We start from the raw sequence: 17,182 nt of genomic DNA, 5'->3' as shown, positions 1-17,182 counted from the left end.
CAGCCAATACTACTCGGCCTGAAAATCTACTTTATTCCCATTCCAGCTTAATTAACGAAACTCCCTGTCTTGGCAACACAAAACCAGTAACAATGCTGCCGTCGCCCGACACCGTTAGGTTTTCTGTGCCCATAACCTGTAGCTGTCCCGATTGCTCCAGGTCTTTCACCTGGGAAGCTGTAGGCTGCCGGGGTGAGCCCATTTTTTCCAGCGTTCGTAAGAATTGCTGTGAGTCTCATCTATACGATAATGGACCAGTTTTACCTTTTTAGCTAGCAGCTGGTTTACGGAAAGGCGTACAGGCGCTATGTTTCCTTTTTCGTCTGCATCATGATAATTCCAGATCATTACTGCCACCGAATTTCGATCTTTAGATGCAAGTACACCGATATCTGTAGCGGTACGGCGAATGCTGGAATCGAGCACTTCCTGTAAAGCATATTGCCGGTTACTTTCTGCCGCCACCTGTCTCCCCTTCATCAGTCCAAACATCCTGAACACGTTAAGCACCGGCTTATCGACTCCATTGGTAGCCAGATCGCGAAAGCCATAGAACCAGGGCTGGTCTTCAAATTCAAAGGCCCAGGTTACCGCGCCCAGCAGATTGATACGATATCGTTGCGCCAGTTCATATTTACGGGCGAACGACGCCGCCGTATAGCTGGAATACATAGTGCCGTTACGATAAGCATTTTGCGGATCGGTAGCCATGCCACAGGCGGCACAACCCTCGGGATCGCTTTCTCCCAGGATTACGGGAAGGTTTTTTAATTCCGGGTACCGGGCAATTACTCTGAAGTTGTCTTCAATATTGCGTAGTTGATTGCGGATACTCATCACCACAACACCATTCACTAATTTGGGAGCCCCTTTAGCGTGAAAGAGGAGCGCATCTAACGGAGCCCCGGTTTTACCTGTAGCATAATTCTTTTCATATAAACAATGCTTTATAAAGGCATCCAGCCATTTCATAGCACCGCCTGTTGTGTTAGGGCCTCCAATACGAGCGGTTGGCAACGCTCTTTTAACGGCGTCTGCGGAGTAATCGTACAATTTAAAAATTCTTCTCGGGTACCCTTCCAATAATACCCATCGGCCTCATTCCATACTTCCCAATACCAGCTTTCTACTTCTTTTTTACCATACCGGTCTACACAATGTTTCACCCACTGGTACACCAGCTCCGCCCATTTATTATAGTCTTTTGGAGGATAGGCCCATCCTGTAACGATATCACTGTATTTATCGCCCGGCTTCCAGTAATGCCGGTAAGGTTGTGGATTGGTTGACAGCGCCTCCGGCATAAAACCGATTTGCGCCAATGGCTTCATGCCCCTTTTAGTATAAGTGTCAAATATACTATCTACAATGGTCCAGTTGTATACAGGGTTACCTGCGGCATCTTCTGTATACATATTCGTACTACCCCATTTCAAAGCAGCTTTTCCATCGCCCGTTACCATCAGGCTATGGGTACGCACGTATACCGGTACCGGACTCAGCGCTGCTATTTCGCTTAACAGCTTTTTACCGTCCTTCATATAAGTATAATTGGGCTCATCGTACCCGAACCAGGCCCATAGGGGTTGCATCGCTCCCTGCTCCTGTTGCAGGTTTACCTGTATTAAGGCTGTATCGTTTTGAGCATAGGCCATATTGAAAATACCCAGGCAACATATAAGCATAAAAACTTTGGTCATGGGATAAAGGTGATTTACGAATTTCCAAAGTTAAAGGTATTGCTCCTTTAATTCCGTGGCTTATTCATGCAGCAGGTAGCAATCTGTCCCTATCGCTATTTCTGAGGCGGCTGCCGTACCTTACTTCTCCTTATTTATAATGAGTGCAGAATTCCTCGTTTTAAGGATTGTTCAGCGCCTCTATTTAAAGTTATTTTGATAACATTAAATCTGAACAATATGAAAAAGAATAAAGCCCCGCTTAAAAGCGCCATTTACGCCGGGCCACACGGAAATCATCCGGATTTGGTGAACTGGAAAAGAAAAAGCGAACATGAAAACCACCTGGTGATACATGTAAGTTCGGATCGAAACGGAACGCTTTATAACAGCGTTCTTTGAGCAACCAGTCATCGATTGGAGAAAATTTTCCAGCTTCAGGCGCTGGTAATTTAATTATTGATTAGGCGTGACTACTTAAAATATTAGGAAACGTTTGCTTTTTTCAATAGTCGGATTTGTATAATAAAAAGTCTTATTCGTGTAATGGACAGAAAGCAAATTGAAGTTTCTTTGTAGAACGAACCTGACTGACGGTTTGCTTGCCGGCATCCTGATTTCTTTACAACAAAGTTTCGCTATGTTTAAGCGTACATTGGCAAAGGCTTCATAGAGCAGTGTAGATAATAGAAAAACGAGCGCAGGGGTAGAGCGGATAGCGGAAGTCCATCGCTGGCAAATAAAAAAGCAACCCATTGTTTCCTTTGCCAGTTGATGTATTCATCCCGGTAAATAAGGAGTATGGTTTTCAGTAGATTTTTATAAAAATGAAAGTACTATTTGTTATCCTGGTATATATTTCATCTGTCGCGGGTAGTTCAGCTGCAGCGCAAACAGATACCCTGCCTAAATGGGGTTACTGGCAAAGCTGGGGCAGCCAGGAAAATGACACCTATGCCAACCCTATTTTACCTGCCGACTACAGCGACCTGGATTGTATCCGGGTTGAAGACGATTATTACGCCATCTCCTCTACATTTCAATATTCGCCCGGCATGATTGTTCTTAGCTCGAAGGACCTGATAAACTGGAAAATAGTGAGTCATGTTGTAGAAGACCTAAAACAGATCTCTCCCGAATTGAACTGGGACCGGATGAGCCGCTATGGACGTGGCATCTGGGCAGGTGCAATACGATATCATGCGAACAAATTCTGGGTTTATTTTGGCACGCCCGATGAAGGGTACTTTATGAGCACAGCAAAAAGGCCGAAGGACCCTGGGCACCGTTACAGCAGGTATTGAATGCTAAAGGCTGGGATGACTGTTGCCCTTTTTGGGATGATTATGGCCAGGGTTACCTAATAGGCACTGCTTTCGGCGACGGATATAAAGTCCATTTATGGAAAATGACAGCGGATGGAACGAGACTGCTAGAAGACTCCGATAAAATTATTTACCAAAGCAAAGGTAGCGAGGCTAACAAGCTGTACAAGTTTAATGGACTGTACTATCATTTTTTTAGTGAAGTAAAGAAGGGCGGGCGTACTGTAATGATGGAGCGTTCAAAAAATATCTGGGGGCCCTATGAAGGTCCAAAACAATTAAGCTATCCACAAAAAAATTTAATGAACCCAACCAGGGTGGTATCGTACAAACCCGACAAGGTAATTGGTTCTTTCTTACCCATCATGGAACCGGCGATTGGAGCGGACGCGTGATGAGCTTATTGCCCGTAACCTGGATTGATGGTTGGCCCATAATTGGAAAACCCGATTCTGCAAATATTGGAAGCATGGTTTGGAAAGGCAAAATACCGGTAAAAGCGGCGCGAAAATTTACGATTCAAACAAGTGATGATTTCGCAAACCTTCAGCTTTCACCACAATGGGAATGGAACTATCAGCCGCGGAAAGATAAATGGTCTTTGGACGAAAGAAAAGGTTGGTTGCGCCTTTACGCATTCCAACCTCTAGAAATTGGCAACCTGTTGAAAGCCGGCAATACCCTTACACAAAGAACCCTGAGAACTGCAGAAAATGAAGTCATCCTAAAAATGGATATTAGCCAAATGACCGAAGGGCAGCATGCGGGGTTTCACATTTCGGCTCGCCGCATTATGCTGCTTTGGGCATTGCACGCGATGCCTCAAACAGGTACCTGGAATTTAACGTGAAGGGTGCACTTACAAAAGGGCCGGTCATAACCCACCCTATGATCTGGCTAAAAACCACCTGGGGTTTGGATGGTAAAAGCCGCTTTTATTACAGCGTGGATGGAAAGAGCTTTAATGCCTTCGGCGAAATCTACCAAATGATGTGGGGCAGCTACCGGGGAGATAGATTAGCTATTTACAATTATAATAATAAAACTGATGCCGGTTATGTGGATATTGATTTTTACATTATCATTATTCAAAATAGAGGTTCAGGCATTATCCGCAAATACAATTCTTTCTATGTTACAAACTATTGAATTACCTGCAACACAGCAAAGGCGAGAAGCTATATTGTGTAAAATACCATTACCCTGTATAACAAAATTAAGACTGGCTATAGCCGATAAATTTTCTCATTCTAATTCATCTCATATGAAGAGCCTTTTTATAGTATTTATTATTTCATCCGTTTACTTTAACAGTAATGTATCAGGACAGACTGTCTCCGACAATATGCCGGTTGAGCAACCCACACCTCCGCGCGTAACGCATCAGCGTGCTAACGGAAGCTTGACGAAACTCCCAAAAGGACCTTATCAGCCATCCTGGGAGTCCATCAGACAGCACTATAAAGTACCAGAATGGTTTGTCGATGGCAAATTCGGCATCTTCATTCACTACGGCGTTTATACAGTGGCCGCATACGCCAGTGAATGGTACCCGCGTCACATGTACAGCAATGGGGGCGTTCGCAAATGGCACGAAGAAAGATTTGGCGGCTCGGTTGACCAGGTGGGCTATAAAGACCTGATTCCGCACTTTAAAATGGAACGATTTAATGCCAGTGAATGGGCAGATCTTTTCAAAAAAGTGGCGCCAGATATGTAGTGCCAACCGCCGAACATCACGACGGCTTTGCCATGTACGATAGTAAGCTTACAAAATGGGACAGCAAGGATATGGGACCCCATATCGATTTTATTGGTGAGTTGGGAAAAGCAGTGAGAACTCAAGGCTTAAAGTTCGGCGTCTCCAATCATCGCATGGAGCACTGGGATTTCATGTATCCGCAGTTAAAAATAAAAACGGATCTATTTGACCCCCGGTATGCCGACTTTTACGGTCCCCGCAGAAGCCACCTGTTCGCAAGCCGGCTAAGGCTGGTGAAGAAGTGATTGAAGACCAGAACGATGCTCCGCAAAGTAAAGCTTTCCAGGAAGAATGGTTGATCCGATGCCAGGAATTGGTTGATCGATACCAGCCGGATATGTTTTGGTTCGACAATGGTGTTAACAGCAGGCAACTGGATGCAGTTAAGCTCCGGTTTGCTGCTTACTATTATAATCGTGCGTCACAGTGGGGCAAGTCCGTTTCTATCAGCACCAAATCAGATGCGTACCTGGCAGGCAGTATCCGGGATTTTGAAAGACAGGGCGCGCGCCCAAGGAATTGACCGATTTTGTGTGGCAGGTAGATGACCCGATAGGCGAAAAATTTGGTTATGTAGAAGGCATGAGGTTAACCAATGCCAGGTCTGTAATACACAGGTTGGTGGAAAACGTAAGCCGTAATGGCAATTATATGCTCAATATATCACCCAAAAGCGATGGAACAATTCCTGATGCGCAAAAGGAAATCCTTCTGGATGTTGGTGCCTGGCTGGCTGTAAATGGTGAGAGCATTTACGGTACCCGATCATGGTCAACATGCTGTGAGAGTCGGATACGGTTCACTAAAAAGAAAACACCCTGTACGCTATCCTTCTGCAGGAAACTACGCAATCTATTCAAATAGCCTCGTTGCCAACGAAGTTCGGAAAAGTGAAAAACGTAAGTTTATTAGACAATCGTGAAAAACTCTCTTTTGTTCAGAACGAACAGGGATTAACAGTATCGCTTCCAACCGAACATTCGGGTACACAGGCGAGGGTTTTAAAGATTGAGGGGCTCTATTTAGCAGATCAAAAATAGGATTGTTGTTTATTCAATCTGCCTTTATAAAAATATCTTAATGTAAGATATCAGTAAGTAATGTTTAGACAAAATGATTTTTCAATGCATATTCCCTGGGAGTCATTTGAGTCTGTTTCTTAAATACTTTGAAAAAATAGTGAATATCCTGAAAGCCGGTAACCTCTGCAATTTTTGAAAAAGGAAGATCAGTGGTTACAATAAGATATTGCGCTCTTTCAATTCTCCTGGCTTGTATATACTGCAGCGGCCTTTCGCCTGAATGTTTAAGAAATATCCTGGAAAAGTAGTCGGCCTGGAGATTGGCCCGCTTCGCGAGGTAAGTCACCTTAATATCAGCAGAAAGATTGATTTGGATAAATCGTATAGCGTCCAGTATTACCGAAGGTATTTTAGAAGAGCTTCCTTTTTTAAAATCAACCAATGCTAGAAACTGGGAGAGTAACTGCAACAAGATACCCTGGGTTTGCATAAATACCGCGTCTGATTGCCGGTTATTAAGTTCCTGGTATTCTCTGTAGTAAATATTTTGCTCGTAAACGATGGGATTGTCAGAACGATATATTTTTCTGTTAGGATTGATACTTAGCAATTGTTTTATATTCTGAATAGTCAATTCAGTAGCTTTTAATTTCAATGGCTGCCGCATTGATGAAACAAAGACAAGCCAGAGGGTGAATCTTCGAAACAATGAATAAAGTACTGACTTAAAGTGTGGGTACATTGTAAATCGCAAAGTGTAAAGCTGGGAATAATATATAAATAACCCGGCTCCAATATCAATTTTTCAGTTATTGTAGATATAACGCCTTGCCCCTGGTCGATATAATATATACGGATGTAGGGACTGATCACGTTGTTATAATTCCACTTCCGGTTTAGTCTTACATGGTCTACATGTAACAATGAAAAGCTATGTTTTAATATTCTTCTGGCCATAACCAGTATGTTACTCAAATGCTATTATATCCTGTATATAATAAAGTAAGTTGTTAAAATGCCACCGTCTTGCTAAAATTACAGGAGAAAAATGATTATTAATACAAATTCACGCCACACGGCATCCGGGTTCCCTATCACACGTCACATCCTGTATATTTGTGTTTGAAATTTTAAGGAATGGGGGATTTTTTCGTTTGCAACAATACTTTTTGCTTATTTGCCTTTTTCTCAGCCAGCTGGCAGGCGCACAAACAGATAGCAGTAAAAACAATGCACCGGCATTACCCGACAGCGCTACTACAGTTTCAATTACTTACAAGGATACAGCCACGTACTACAGGCTGAACAAAGATTATCTTAAAAGCTTTATCCCTTCACTTACTTATACTCTTTCCCGGCCTGCTCATTGGGATAAAAAGACTGGACCCGTTTTTCTTTACTGGCCCTGGGAACCGGCACTCTATTGCTGGCAGATTGGGAGATCCGTAATGTGGTACAACATAACCGTTCTAACGTAGGGGAAAGTTTTGCCAGAGTAGTGGAGCCTTTTGGTAATACCTATGGGCTATACCTTTTTCCAGCTATGTATGTTGTAGGTGCTATCACCAAACAACCCAGAATAGAATCGGCCGGACTTACAGGCGCCAAAGCACTGGCTATTTCAACGGTAATCTATACGGCTTCCAAGAAGCTGATCCGTCGCAACCGGCCAGATGCGGCTACGTCTTCCTGGGACTATGCTGCCCCCTTTGCCAAACCCGGCTACACTTCTTCGCCGAGTGGACATAGCAATACCATTTTTACTGCGGCTACTTTGATTGCATTGGAGTTTAAGGAGCATAAATGGGTGGGACCGCTAGCGTACACCATTGCTACTGCTACCGCAGCCTCCCGGATTTATCATAACCGCCACTGGGCCAGCGATGTGGTTCTTGGTTCATTGATGGGACATTTTGTTACCAAAGCTGTTTGGAAAGCCAGCCAGAAAAAGCCTAAAAGAATACCCAAGTATTAATTCTCATTAATGGTAACCCGTAATGCTTTCAGGCCACTGATACCCTGCAGGTCTTCGAGTTGCAGATGTTCGAGATTGGTAAACAAACCTTTCTTTACCTGTTGCTCTAATAAGACTTTATAGTCATCTACATCCGTTTCGTTAATGTAAACAATAGCGATCTTGCCAGGTTGTGTGAGGCGTTCGTTCGAATCGCGCAGGTGCACTTTATCCATTCGCTTCTTGATCATTTGATAACGGATATTATAAGCCCCTTCTACATCAAAACGTTTTTCATCTTCTCTGAAGGTAATATCGATCACATCGCTGTTTACAAAAATAAGCTGTGTTGAATGCAGCGGCACCAGGAGTGCATGCTGTTGGGCCGCATTAGCCAGCGCCACTTTGCGCATGTACTCCAATTGGATAATATGCAGTTCGTGTAGCTGATCATTGCTAAACGGCTTTTGCGGGCTGATAGATTGCCCTACATACAGATCATATTCTATACCATCGGTACGGAATTTATTATAATAAGCCGGGTATACCTCCTGCATCCGGCTGTTCATTTCATCAAGCAGTGTGTCTATGCCTGCGATGGTCTGCTGCATCGACATGTCCAGGTTACGCCGGTTGATGCTACAGGAACCCTTAGTCAGGTCAATGGCATCGAGATAAGCAGTACAAATAGTGGCCGTTTCAGGCTGCTCCTGTCGCAAAGCGCCTAACAGTTTTCGCAGCACTTTATCCAATGCATTGGAAGTAGAAATCGTTTCGCTGCTGATCGGCTGATCAACATTGTTATCCTTCAAAAACTCTATCTGCTGTTGCATCAGCTGTTGTACATAGGGCAGATTGAATTGTGCTAGTTCATTTGCGGTTTTACGCAACCATTGTAGCTGCAGTTGCCAATCGGCACGTATGGCATTATTCCGGATAAGAGATGAATTGCGAATATCTACTGCGCCGTAAAAAGGATATACGGACTCAAAAACAATAGGTTCTTTCTGGATCACTTTACCATGCACTTTTTGCTGTTGCAAATAAGCCAGGGCCACCTCATCAAACTTCCAGGCTACAGAGGGCTGTATCACAGTAAAGCGGTCCGAGATTACTGCACGGATGTCATTTTCAAACATTTCATGCCCTACTTTCATCAATTGTGCCAGCTCTATATACAGGCGTTCCATTAGTTTGATGCGCTCAGCAGTAATCAATCCTGGCTCTGTAGCAAATAACTCCACCACTCCATAAACCTTCTGCTGGTAAAAAACCGGCATGGCGGCGTAGGTTCGGTAAGCTGTTCCGCTCAGAATTTTTTCAACCAAAGGAAACCTGGTCCCTGTTTCGTTGATATCATCTACCACTACCGGCTTCCCTCCTGCTTCAAATGCTTTGAAAAAGGTTTGTACTTCCTGTTCGCTTAATGTAGAACCGCCAACCAATCCCTCTCCCGCTTTTCGCACCATACGCCCGTTCATAATAATAAAGGGCATCGCGCCGATCTCTATCTTATTGGAACCGAGCATAGATTTTATAGCCAGTCGAAGATCTTCATAAGCAGTAGCCATACAGGATACATCATCTTTCAGCTTCCACAACCGCTCTTTGATATACACCATGGTTTGTTGCTGGGTAACATCAACAATGGTCACTGTGCCAAATCCCCGGAAACGAAATCCGGTAAGCGGTAGTTTCCTCAGCATGTAACGTACAAAAAGATCGTCTTCGGTAATACCGGTGATCATACGCTCACTTATTTCAGGCAATTCCCGTTATACTGCGTCTCAATAAAGTCTTGATTGAAATGGATCCTGAAGAATCGGTATAAGCCTGTACTTGCATCTATATAGCGATAAATGAATTCATCTTTTGACGGATGAGCAATACCATAAAGCTGATCTAATATCGTATGATAAATATTTTTTAATGCCGCCAGGCCAATCTCCTTAAAATTCGACTCAAATTCCGGTTTCAGCCAGCCACTTTCTTTATCAATAAACGAGCGATACAAAGAGGGAGTTCCGTAGGCAAACGTAGATGCAAACGGTGCGGTAATACCCCAGATATCTTTATCACCGTCGATAGTTATATTGGTGAGGCTTACATATAAAATGTCCAGCAGCTCTTTAAAGTTCGGTAATTCGTCAACCGATACGTCCCGCTCCTGTACCCCTGCTTCTTCTATGCGCGACGCAAAGTATTGGAACATTTGCTTTTTCACATCATCCGTCCCTTCCTTTCTTTTCTGCAAAAACCGGTAATAGGGCGCAAAGGAAAAGCTTGTATTAATTTGATTAATATCCAAATATTTATGTAGAAATCGATCCATTAGTTGTTTTAGTTAAAATCTGAACCCCATAGTAAAGTGGGGTTCCACCCTTCCTTAGAATATCCTGCCAATAATTGAAATACTGCAATATTTGCAGGCGCAAAATAAATACCGCCACCAACACCCTGGTGTATTTCACCGCTATCACCGCCTTTTGCCCATACTTTACCGGCATCATAAAAGAATGTGGCCCCTAACTGACCTGGCAGAATATAACTGCCAATTTGCGCTAAACGCAGCCTTAGCTCCAGGTTATTATACAGCATGTGCTCGCCTGCAAAACGATAGTTACGGAAACCCCGCAAATTATCATGTCCGCCCAGGAAAACAGACTGGTAGAAAGCAGCATGCCCCAAAGTAACCCCACCTCCCGTACGATTGGCCAGTATAATGGATGACTGATGATTCAGCGGCATATAAACTGCCATAACGGGCAGGGCCTGCACCAGCGAACTACTATAACGGTTCAAACCGGTATAGGCCTTAATGTGTAACGAAAAATAGCCCCCTTTTGTTGGGAACAATGTATTATTACGACCGTCTTTCTCGTAAGAAAACAAAGCACCGGCAAAAGCTTTTCTACGAGTGAGCGTGGCGCTGTCGTAACTCAAAAGCGGGTGGGTCAGAATAAAACGATCTTCATTATCATCAGCTTCCATACTGAAATACTGGAAAGAGGGGCCCAATCGCAGGGTCACATTTTTATCCAGCCTCCAGCGAAGCAAAGGATCTACCTGGGCCAGGGTATAGCGGCTACGATAATAACTGATAGAATGGGTTTTATCATATACCGTATTATTACCCAATCCGAAAAAGTTATGGGTGTTATGCGGGGCATAAGTAGAGGCATGCAGTTCTATATCGGCACGGCCCAGCACATCGATCCAGTCCGCCTTAAATTTAAGCTGAAACGCTCCCGTAGCAAAAGCTCCTGAAAGCAGCAACTGCTGCGAGCTGCTATAAGGTAGTTTTCGAAATCCCTTTTGTTGTATATGCCTGAAACCACCGCCCAGTATCAATCCATCATCGCGGTTGAAGCCGCCGGTAACCAGGGGCATGGTTTTAGAATACAGGTTTACCGGCACAAAGGCCGTTTGCAAAGAATCATCGCTTATCTTTTTATGAATACGGCTTTCATCACCGGAATAAGTGACACCACCCGAGTTGCTATAAAACCGGATACGGGGCCCGGGCTTATCAACGGCAATATGTTTATTGCCCTTTCCCCGATCATTCTGAGTTTAATGGAAGAGGAGACATAATTAACTTGTATCGTGTCGTCACCGCCACCGGTATACAACCTGATCTCACGGGTGATTTGCGGGTCATATACCCGGTCTACCAGTTTTCCTTTTACTTCGCCATCCTTGTTAATTTTCCTGATGGTTAAATGCAAACCGCCATCCGGTGCATCTTTTAAAACCACCTGCTCATTTTTATCGCTGAGTCGCAGATCTACTACCTGGTTATAAAAACGATAGTACCGGTCCATCGCCGCTGGTAGCTGATCACGCCGCTTCTTCATGGTTGCTGCCAGCTCCTGACCTCTTATCTCCCTGGATGAAGCCGGTAACTGTGCTATGGCAACATCGATCACAGAATCAGTAATACGCTGCATAAAATCTTCCGTCATATCTTTCCACTCCTTTTTCGTAAACTGGAAAGCGGGAAACGCGTGTACAAACCGATGCTTATACAAAGAGTATTTCACTGAAGGTATAATACTATCAAAGCCCTGGAAAGTAGGCATCAGCCAGCTTCTCGTGATCATTTTGGGAACAATACCGGTGTTGATCTTCAGCACCTGGTCGCGGTCGCGGGGCACTGGTGCATAATCTTTATCCTTAGTATCGCTTGTATTCAGCCAACGCCATTGGTCTTCATGCCGGTCCCAGTCAGACACCAGCAGATCCAGCAGCATGGCCCTGAAAAAGTCTTGGCTTTAAAGGTATTATCGTTATCCTTTATTAATGCTTTTACAAATTTCTCTGAGTTATCAGAGTTGCCTCCCGGTTCTCTTTCTTCGAACAGGGCTACACTGCCGGCCATTAGCTGATTATACATACCCAGGTTCGGATCCGCGCTACTACCCCTATTACCGGAGAAGCATGGGGAACTTTTATTGCATTAGCTAACGGAGGAATGATGAGGGCTGAATAAGGATGCTGGCCGCTTACATAGTCATCAACCAGGTCACTCGCAAAAGTACTGCGCAAACCTTCGGGCAGTACGGCATCGGGAACTTTGTTAACACTACGCAACACCCATTCTTTACCACTGCTATCTGCCAGGCGTAGCGAAACTGTTTGCATACCGCCGCCCCGCTGCAAAGGTTTTAATCCACCCTGTAGCCGGCTCAGGTGCAGCACAGGCAACCGGGTTGGGGCAGCCCATTCTTTCCGGTAATTTTCTCCGAATATTTTTCGGTGCAAACGGCCTACATCATTATAAGCCGCTTTCGCTGCTACCGTTACAGAATCCCCCTGCAAATCGCTGTTTCCCGTTGCATCCTTATTATCAGATGTTACATAAGCCGCCGCATGCTGATACGCTTCGCGCATAACGCCGTCTTTGCCATATACATTAAACTGTATAGCAGATGTTTTGTCTGCGTAAACGTCCAGCAATACAAAACCCTGTCTTTCGTCGGTGAACAGTGCGTGCTTTCCTTTTTTGGCATAAGTGCTTTTAGCGCCCGCTCCACTTACTACCTGTAAGCCTTTATTATCGATGAGCTGTAAACCATGTTCGTGCCCCGCTACCTTAATAATATTCGGGAACCCTTCGGCTATGGCTTCTACCCGTTCAATCAGGTGCTGGTATTGTGGATGGCCCAGGTCTTCAGCATTCAGGAAAACACTTTTACGCAACAATGGATAGAGGGAACCGATCCCGGGCAAGGGTATCCACATATTCTTATTAAGTGTCGTTAACGGGAACAAATGATCCTTCCAGTTATACTTCCTCCATGTACGCCATAAGAACGGAAGGGATGATGACTGGCAAGCAGGATGAGTTTATCTTTGTTTTTCCAGAACAAGCCCGCCAGCTTCTCCAATACTTCAGTTTCCGTATCGCAATCACATTCGGCATCCTTATTTTCTTTATTGTATGGAAACAGCCACCACTCCGAATCGTAGGCAATCACCACCGCCTCGTCTCCCAAAGCAATTTCAACCGGATCGGGACAGCCATTAGCAGGAATGAGTTTTAACAGAGAATCGTTCTGGGCTGCAATAAAATTACTTTGTGCCTTGACTTTAGCAAGCCCCTGTTTCCCCATGCGATCCCAATCGTGGTTTCCGGGCAGAAAATATACCGGCGCGCCCTTAGCCCGTAAAGGCCCGAATTGCGAACGTAGGATGGCTTTACCCTCTCCTTCCGCTTTAGTACCTGGCAATCCCATGCCCCTGGGGTATACATTATCACCCAGATAAAAAACAGAAGTAATACCCGGCAATACTTTAGCGGCGGCATCGGGGATCACGGTGGTTTGCTCATGATTGATTTCACCGGCATCACCTATCAATATTACACGCTGCACCGGCTTCGGTTGTGCAACAACAGCAGCCGAAGCAATCATTCCAGCCAATGTAATAAGCGTTCTTAGTTTCATTATTGGGGCTTCTTATAAGCAAATTTCAATATTCTCCCGGCTTGTAACTCATCACCTTCACTACTGATATACATGTTGCCTGTACCATCGAAGGCAATTCCTTCCGGTTGTGCCAGTAATTTCCGGCTTAACGGGTAAGTAGCCTTTACCTGCCACTGTTCATTGATTACTGCCAGCATTTTGTTAACCGATGACACGATATACCACTCACCTGTCAGCGGATGCCTAGCCAATGCGGAAGGCTCGAACGCAACTTTCTTTTTTCCGGAAGCTTCGATTATTTCACCAACATTGATGGTGTGATGCCCGGTCACTATTAAAGAGTCGTTGTTCCACTGTAACCGGTAGATGGTTGCCTGCTTACTTTTTTATCTCCTTTGCAGGATTTGCAAAGAGCATAGTAGCTGCCCGTCAGTGCATCTGCAAATAATCCCTCATACTCTCCTTTGGGTAGTATCTTTTCAAAATACCCAAAAGGTTTTGACTTTTTACCTGTAACACTATCAAGCCGGAACCCGTAGAAAGAACCGTCCGACTCCAGCAGAAGCAAAGTATCTGCAAGGATGGCGATGTCTTCATAATCACCGGCATTACCAAAGTCGATCCTTTTATATTTGCCCGAAGGAAGCCCTACCCTGAAAATTGCACCTTCTTCATCCTGCTGGGCATATAAGGTGTCGTAGCGCCCCGGGGCAAACGCAATTCCGGAAACCTCCAGCAAATCATCTGATAATATTATTTTTTCGTATGCCGACCAGTCATAACCAGAAGGCGCCGGCGGAGCCTCTTCAACCTGCTGGCCACAGGCCAGCAGTGCCAAACACCCGAACAATAAAAAAATAATTAACTCTTTCCGCATCATCTTTTTTGGTTTTATTGACTTTGCTCTTTTACCCACTGATACATGGCAGCCTGTGCCTGTACCTTTTTACCCTTTGCCACAACCGGAGTATGAGCGCCTCCGGCAGTAATCCATGTTGCCTTGCTGGTGTCTTCCAAATAAATATCCAGTACCTGACGCAATGAGGCCTTCAGGCTATTATCCAGTACCGGGAAACACACTTCAATACGACGGTATAAATTGCGGGTCATCCAGTCGGCCGACCCCATATAAATTTCGTCCTCACTATTATTGTAAAACCAGAAAATACGCCCATGTTCCAGGTAGCGGTCTACAATTCTCCTTACTGTAATATGTTCACTCTGTCCTTCTACACCGGGCAGCAACCTGCAAATGCCTCTTACAATGAGTTGTATTGTAACACCTGCATTAGATGCTTCATACAGTTTCCTGATCATCTTTTCATCTTCCAGGTTATTGATCTTAACGATCATTTCAGCCTTTCGTCCGGCCCTGGCATGCGACATCTCCCTGTCGATCAACTCGGCAAAGCGACTTTGTAAATTAAAAGGAGCTATCAGTAATTGCTGCGGGAGCAATGCATCGCTTGTAAAAGATTTTTTATTTTTCTTTAATAGTTTGAAGAGTTGGTCAAGATCTTTCAATAAACCGGCATTACTGGTCATCAACACCTGGTCGGTATAAAAACGGGCGGTTACCTCATTAAAATTACCGCTTCCTAACAGTCCCAGGTACTGCCAGTGCCCTTGGCATTTCCTTTTTACCAGCACTACTTTGGCATGTACTTTCATTTGCGGGATGCTGTATATGATCCGGATACCCGCAGCTTTCATTTTCCTGGCCCAGCTAATATTGTTGGCCTCATCAAACCGGGCTTTCAGTTCTACAAAAACCGTCACTTTTTTACCACTCAGTGCTGCTGTGATCAGGGCTTCCGCAATTTTCGATGTACCGGATATGCGATACATGGTCATGCTGATCTCTGTAACGGTTCTATCGAGTGCGGCTTCATTAAAGAAGCGCAGTACCATATCATAATTATGAAACGGCAAGTGTAATAAGATGTCCTGCCTGCTAATACTTTCCAGTAAAGTTGGCTCGGACAAAGGATACAACACGGCCGGCCAGGGTTCGTCTTTTAAAGATGCCTCTTTAATGGGGATCGCCGAAAGATCCTTCAGGTTATGATAAGCCCCACCCGGCATGATCATTGCGTTTTGCAGTCCCAGGCTACGCACCAGTTGTTGCAACAAAGCTTCGGGCATTGCAGCATTGTAAAGCAGGCGTGTAACTAAACCAAAATCTCGTTTGGCGATCTGTGCCGCTATCTTCTGTGCCAAATTGCCCCGATATTCATCATCGAGGTCAATTTCTGCATCGCGGGTTACTTTAAAGCTATAAGCTGCATTCACGGTAATGCCTGGCCATAATGAGAGCAGCTGCATTTTAATAATATCATCGATAAAGATCACATATTGAATCCCCTCTTTTGTTACTGAAAAAAACCGGGGTATGTGATCGGATGGAATGGTAATGACTGCCAGCTGGCTACTGTTACCTGTTTTTAGTTCTGCTGCTAAATAAACATGATTGTTTTCGGGGAAGAAATCACCCGCAGACTGCGGATAGGCTACTCTCAGAAAAGCGGCGATCTGAGCAAAGAAATAATCCGTCACTTCTTTGCATACAATGGCCGGAATGGGTTCATTGTATACTATATTAACGTTTTTCTTTTTTAGCTCTTCTTTTACCGTTTTTACAATTCGTCCAAACCTATCCTGTTGTTGGTTGATAACACCGGCAACCGCGGCCGCATTATCGGCTTTGCTCTGTTTCTGTATTTTCCCAGGGCAATAATAGTAGGAATACGCACCCTGGAAAACTCATCCAGGTTAGAAGAGTAGATCGACAAAAACTTTAAACGTTCTGCCAGGGGCACCGTATTATCCGCCGCTTCAAATAGTAAACGCTCATTAAATTCAAGCCAGCTAAAATCACGTCCTTTCAATTCCATACCCATTTTTATACAATTGAAAAAATAGCGATTACAAATGCTATAATAGCGGCCATTAATCCAAACATGAACACATTATAGGCGATGCGCAATAACTTATACTTACGCCCCAGCACAATACCCTGCGAATACACGTCTTTTACCAGGGAGCCATATAAGAAATCCCGGTCTTCCATCACTCTCCACATACCTTTCTTATATTCTTCAAAGTCCATTTTATAAAAGTTACCAAAGAACAATAGGTTTACATTTTTACTATCCACATCCCGCTGGCTAAATACACCACTGGGGATTTTTGGCCGGGTAGCCAGGATGGCGTAGATAAGCGTAACAGCAGATATCACCAGTATAATGATCGTTGGTATCACCAAATGGGTATTGCTCTCCAGCTTGCGGATCAATAAACTCAATATAGCTGATAATAAGATAGAATTCACTGTAATCAGAATATCAGCTTTTTTATCAGCCATATCACTCAGGCGCTGATTATTGGTAGAGGTAATGCGAAACATGGTTTCTATTCCTTTTTCAGGGCGGTCGCCACTACCTTTTTGTTTTTTTGCCTCCACTCTCTTCGCCCGCTACAGTTTCCTCATCCTTCGATTTCTTATCTTTC

Annotated in this window: 20 protein-coding genes and 4 pseudogenes; 9 read left to right on the top strand and 15 right to left on the bottom strand. The window is 44.3% G+C overall.

Features of this window, described 5'->3' with window-relative positions:
• Window positions 1-31: 31 nt before the first annotated feature.
• Both MKP07_RS18010 and MKP07_RS18005 read right to left on the bottom strand, forming a co-directional pair.
• The gene (locus MKP07_RS18010) at window positions 32-169 is read right to left on the bottom strand and encodes a hypothetical protein (protein WP_240848417.1); all 138 of its coding nucleotides are present in this window, start codon (window positions 167-169) and stop codon (window positions 32-34) included.
• A pseudogene (locus tag MKP07_RS18005) lies at window positions 166-1,592 on the bottom strand (GH39 family glycosyl hydrolase). The gene MKP07_RS18010 and the pseudogene MKP07_RS18005 overlap by 4 nt, the downstream one beginning before the upstream one ends.
• 327 nt (window positions 1,593-1,919) lie before the next feature.
• On the opposite strand from MKP07_RS18005, the gene MKP07_RS18000 reads away from it, so the two are divergent.
• The 7 genes and pseudogenes from MKP07_RS18000 (at window position 1,920) to MKP07_RS17965 (ending at window position 5,806) form a co-directional block, all read left to right on the top strand.
• A complete protein-coding gene (locus tag MKP07_RS18000) occupies window positions 1,920-2,081 on the top strand; it encodes a hypothetical protein (RefSeq protein WP_240848416.1) in 162 nt (53 codons plus the stop codon).
• Window positions 2,082-2,506: 425 nt separating this feature from the next.
• A pseudogene (locus tag MKP07_RS42690) lies at window positions 2,507-3,399 on the top strand (glycoside hydrolase 43 family protein).
• Window positions 3,399-4,153 (top strand): annotated as a pseudogene (locus MKP07_RS42685) (beta-xylosidase family glycoside hydrolase). Before MKP07_RS42690 ends, MKP07_RS42685 begins: the two co-directional pseudogenes overlap by 1 nt.
• Window positions 4,053-5,011, top strand: a pseudogene (locus MKP07_RS42680) (alpha-L-fucosidase). Before MKP07_RS42685 ends, MKP07_RS42680 begins: the two co-directional pseudogenes overlap by 101 nt.
• Window positions 5,008-5,289, top strand: coding sequence for an alpha-L-fucosidase (locus tag MKP07_RS38895; RefSeq protein ID WP_317235851.1), 282 nt, complete (start codon window positions 5,008-5,010; stop codon window positions 5,287-5,289). The pseudogene MKP07_RS42680 and the gene MKP07_RS38895 overlap by 4 nt, the downstream one beginning before the upstream one ends.
• Complete coding sequence (locus tag MKP07_RS38890; protein ID WP_262919355.1) at window positions 5,286-5,630, top strand: alpha-L-fucosidase; 345 nt, start codon at window positions 5,286-5,288, stop codon at window positions 5,628-5,630. The genes MKP07_RS38895 and MKP07_RS38890 overlap by 4 nt, the downstream gene beginning before the upstream one ends.
• 5 nt (window positions 5,631-5,635) lie before the next feature.
• Complete coding sequence (locus MKP07_RS17965) at window positions 5,636-5,806, top strand: hypothetical protein (protein WP_240848411.1); 171 nt, start codon at window positions 5,636-5,638, stop codon at window positions 5,804-5,806.
• Window positions 5,807-5,870: 64 nt separating this feature from the next.
• Here MKP07_RS17965 and MKP07_RS17960 read toward each other — a convergent pair whose 3' ends face one another.
• Complete coding sequence (locus MKP07_RS17960; RefSeq protein WP_240848410.1) at window positions 5,871-6,422, bottom strand: helix-turn-helix domain-containing protein; 552 nt, start codon at window positions 6,420-6,422, stop codon at window positions 5,871-5,873.
• A gap of 17 nt (window positions 6,423-6,439) precedes the next feature.
• Window positions 6,440-6,745 (bottom strand): hypothetical protein, encoded by a 306-nt coding sequence (locus tag MKP07_RS17955; RefSeq protein WP_240848409.1) that lies wholly within the window; start codon window positions 6,743-6,745, stop codon window positions 6,440-6,442.
• 161 nt (window positions 6,746-6,906) lie between these two features.
• Here MKP07_RS17955 and MKP07_RS17950 point away from each other — a divergent pair, with 161 nt between their 5' ends.
• Complete coding sequence (locus MKP07_RS17950) at window positions 6,907-7,266, top strand: hypothetical protein (RefSeq protein WP_240848408.1); 360 nt, start codon at window positions 6,907-6,909, stop codon at window positions 7,264-7,266.
• The gene (locus MKP07_RS17945; RefSeq protein ID WP_240848407.1) at window positions 7,212-7,763 is read left to right on the top strand and encodes a phosphatase PAP2 family protein; all 552 of its coding nucleotides are present in this window, start codon (window positions 7,212-7,214) and stop codon (window positions 7,761-7,763) included. Before MKP07_RS17950 ends, MKP07_RS17945 begins: the two co-directional genes overlap by 55 nt.
• On the opposite strand, the gene MKP07_RS17940 is transcribed toward MKP07_RS17945, so the two are convergent.
• The 11 genes from MKP07_RS17940 to MKP07_RS17890 form a co-directional block, all read right to left on the bottom strand.
• Window positions 7,760-9,511: a GAF domain-containing protein gene (locus tag MKP07_RS17940; protein WP_240848406.1), complete on the bottom strand. Its 1,752-nt coding sequence runs from the start codon at window positions 9,509-9,511 to the stop codon at window positions 7,760-7,762. The genes MKP07_RS17945 and MKP07_RS17940 overlap by 4 nt on opposite strands.
• Complete coding sequence (locus tag MKP07_RS17935; protein WP_240848405.1) at window positions 9,499-10,050, bottom strand: hypothetical protein; 552 nt, start codon at window positions 10,048-10,050, stop codon at window positions 9,499-9,501. The genes MKP07_RS17940 and MKP07_RS17935 overlap by 13 nt, the downstream gene beginning before the upstream one ends.
• Window positions 10,051-10,082: 32 nt before the next feature.
• Window positions 10,083-11,174: a BamA/TamA family outer membrane protein gene (locus MKP07_RS17930; RefSeq protein WP_240848404.1), complete on the bottom strand. Its 1,092-nt coding sequence runs from the start codon at window positions 11,172-11,174 to the stop codon at window positions 10,083-10,085.
• Between the two features lie 11 nt (window positions 11,175-11,185).
• Entirely contained in the window at window positions 11,186-11,995 is an 810-nt protein-coding gene (locus tag MKP07_RS17925; RefSeq protein ID WP_240848403.1) for a hypothetical protein, read from the bottom strand.
• A 127-nt stretch (window positions 11,996-12,122) separates the two neighbouring features.
• Complete coding sequence (locus MKP07_RS17920) at window positions 12,123-12,986, bottom strand: metallophosphoesterase family protein (RefSeq protein ID WP_240848402.1); 864 nt, start codon at window positions 12,984-12,986, stop codon at window positions 12,123-12,125.
• Between the two features lie 17 nt (window positions 12,987-13,003).
• Window positions 13,004-13,690, bottom strand: coding sequence for a metallophosphoesterase family protein (locus MKP07_RS17915; RefSeq protein ID WP_240848401.1), 687 nt, complete (start codon window positions 13,688-13,690; stop codon window positions 13,004-13,006).
• Complete coding sequence (locus tag MKP07_RS17910) at window positions 13,690-14,004, bottom strand: SdiA-regulated domain-containing protein (protein ID WP_240848400.1); 315 nt, start codon at window positions 14,002-14,004, stop codon at window positions 13,690-13,692. Before MKP07_RS17910 ends, MKP07_RS17915 begins: the two co-directional genes overlap by 1 nt.
• Before the next feature lie 2 nt (window positions 14,005-14,006).
• Window positions 14,007-14,552, bottom strand: a complete 546-nt coding sequence (locus MKP07_RS17905; RefSeq protein ID WP_240848399.1) for a hypothetical protein — start codon at window positions 14,550-14,552, stop codon at window positions 14,007-14,009.
• 11 nt (window positions 14,553-14,563) lie between these two features.
• Window positions 14,564-16,345, bottom strand: a complete 1,782-nt coding sequence (gene ppk1 / locus MKP07_RS17900; protein ID WP_240850923.1) for a polyphosphate kinase 1 — start codon at window positions 16,343-16,345, stop codon at window positions 14,564-14,566.
• On the bottom strand, window positions 16,309-16,572 hold the full coding sequence (locus MKP07_RS17895; RefSeq protein WP_240848398.1) for a hypothetical protein: 264 nt from the start codon (window positions 16,570-16,572) through the stop codon (window positions 16,309-16,311). The genes ppk1 and MKP07_RS17895 overlap by 37 nt, the downstream gene beginning before the upstream one ends.
• Window positions 16,573-16,574: 2 nt before the next feature.
• Window positions 16,575-17,135, bottom strand: a complete 561-nt coding sequence (locus MKP07_RS17890; RefSeq protein ID WP_240848397.1) for a Pycsar system effector family protein — start codon at window positions 17,133-17,135, stop codon at window positions 16,575-16,577.
• Window positions 17,136-17,182 lie beyond the last annotated feature (47 nt).

The sequence above is a fragment of the Paraniabella hibiscisoli genome (assembly GCF_022512515.1).
Classification (GTDB): domain Bacteria; phylum Bacteroidota; class Bacteroidia; order Chitinophagales; family Chitinophagaceae; genus Niabella; species Niabella hibiscisoli.
The sequence above is the reverse complement of the archived record's forward strand: the minus strand, read 5'-3'. Positions and strand labels throughout refer to the sequence as shown.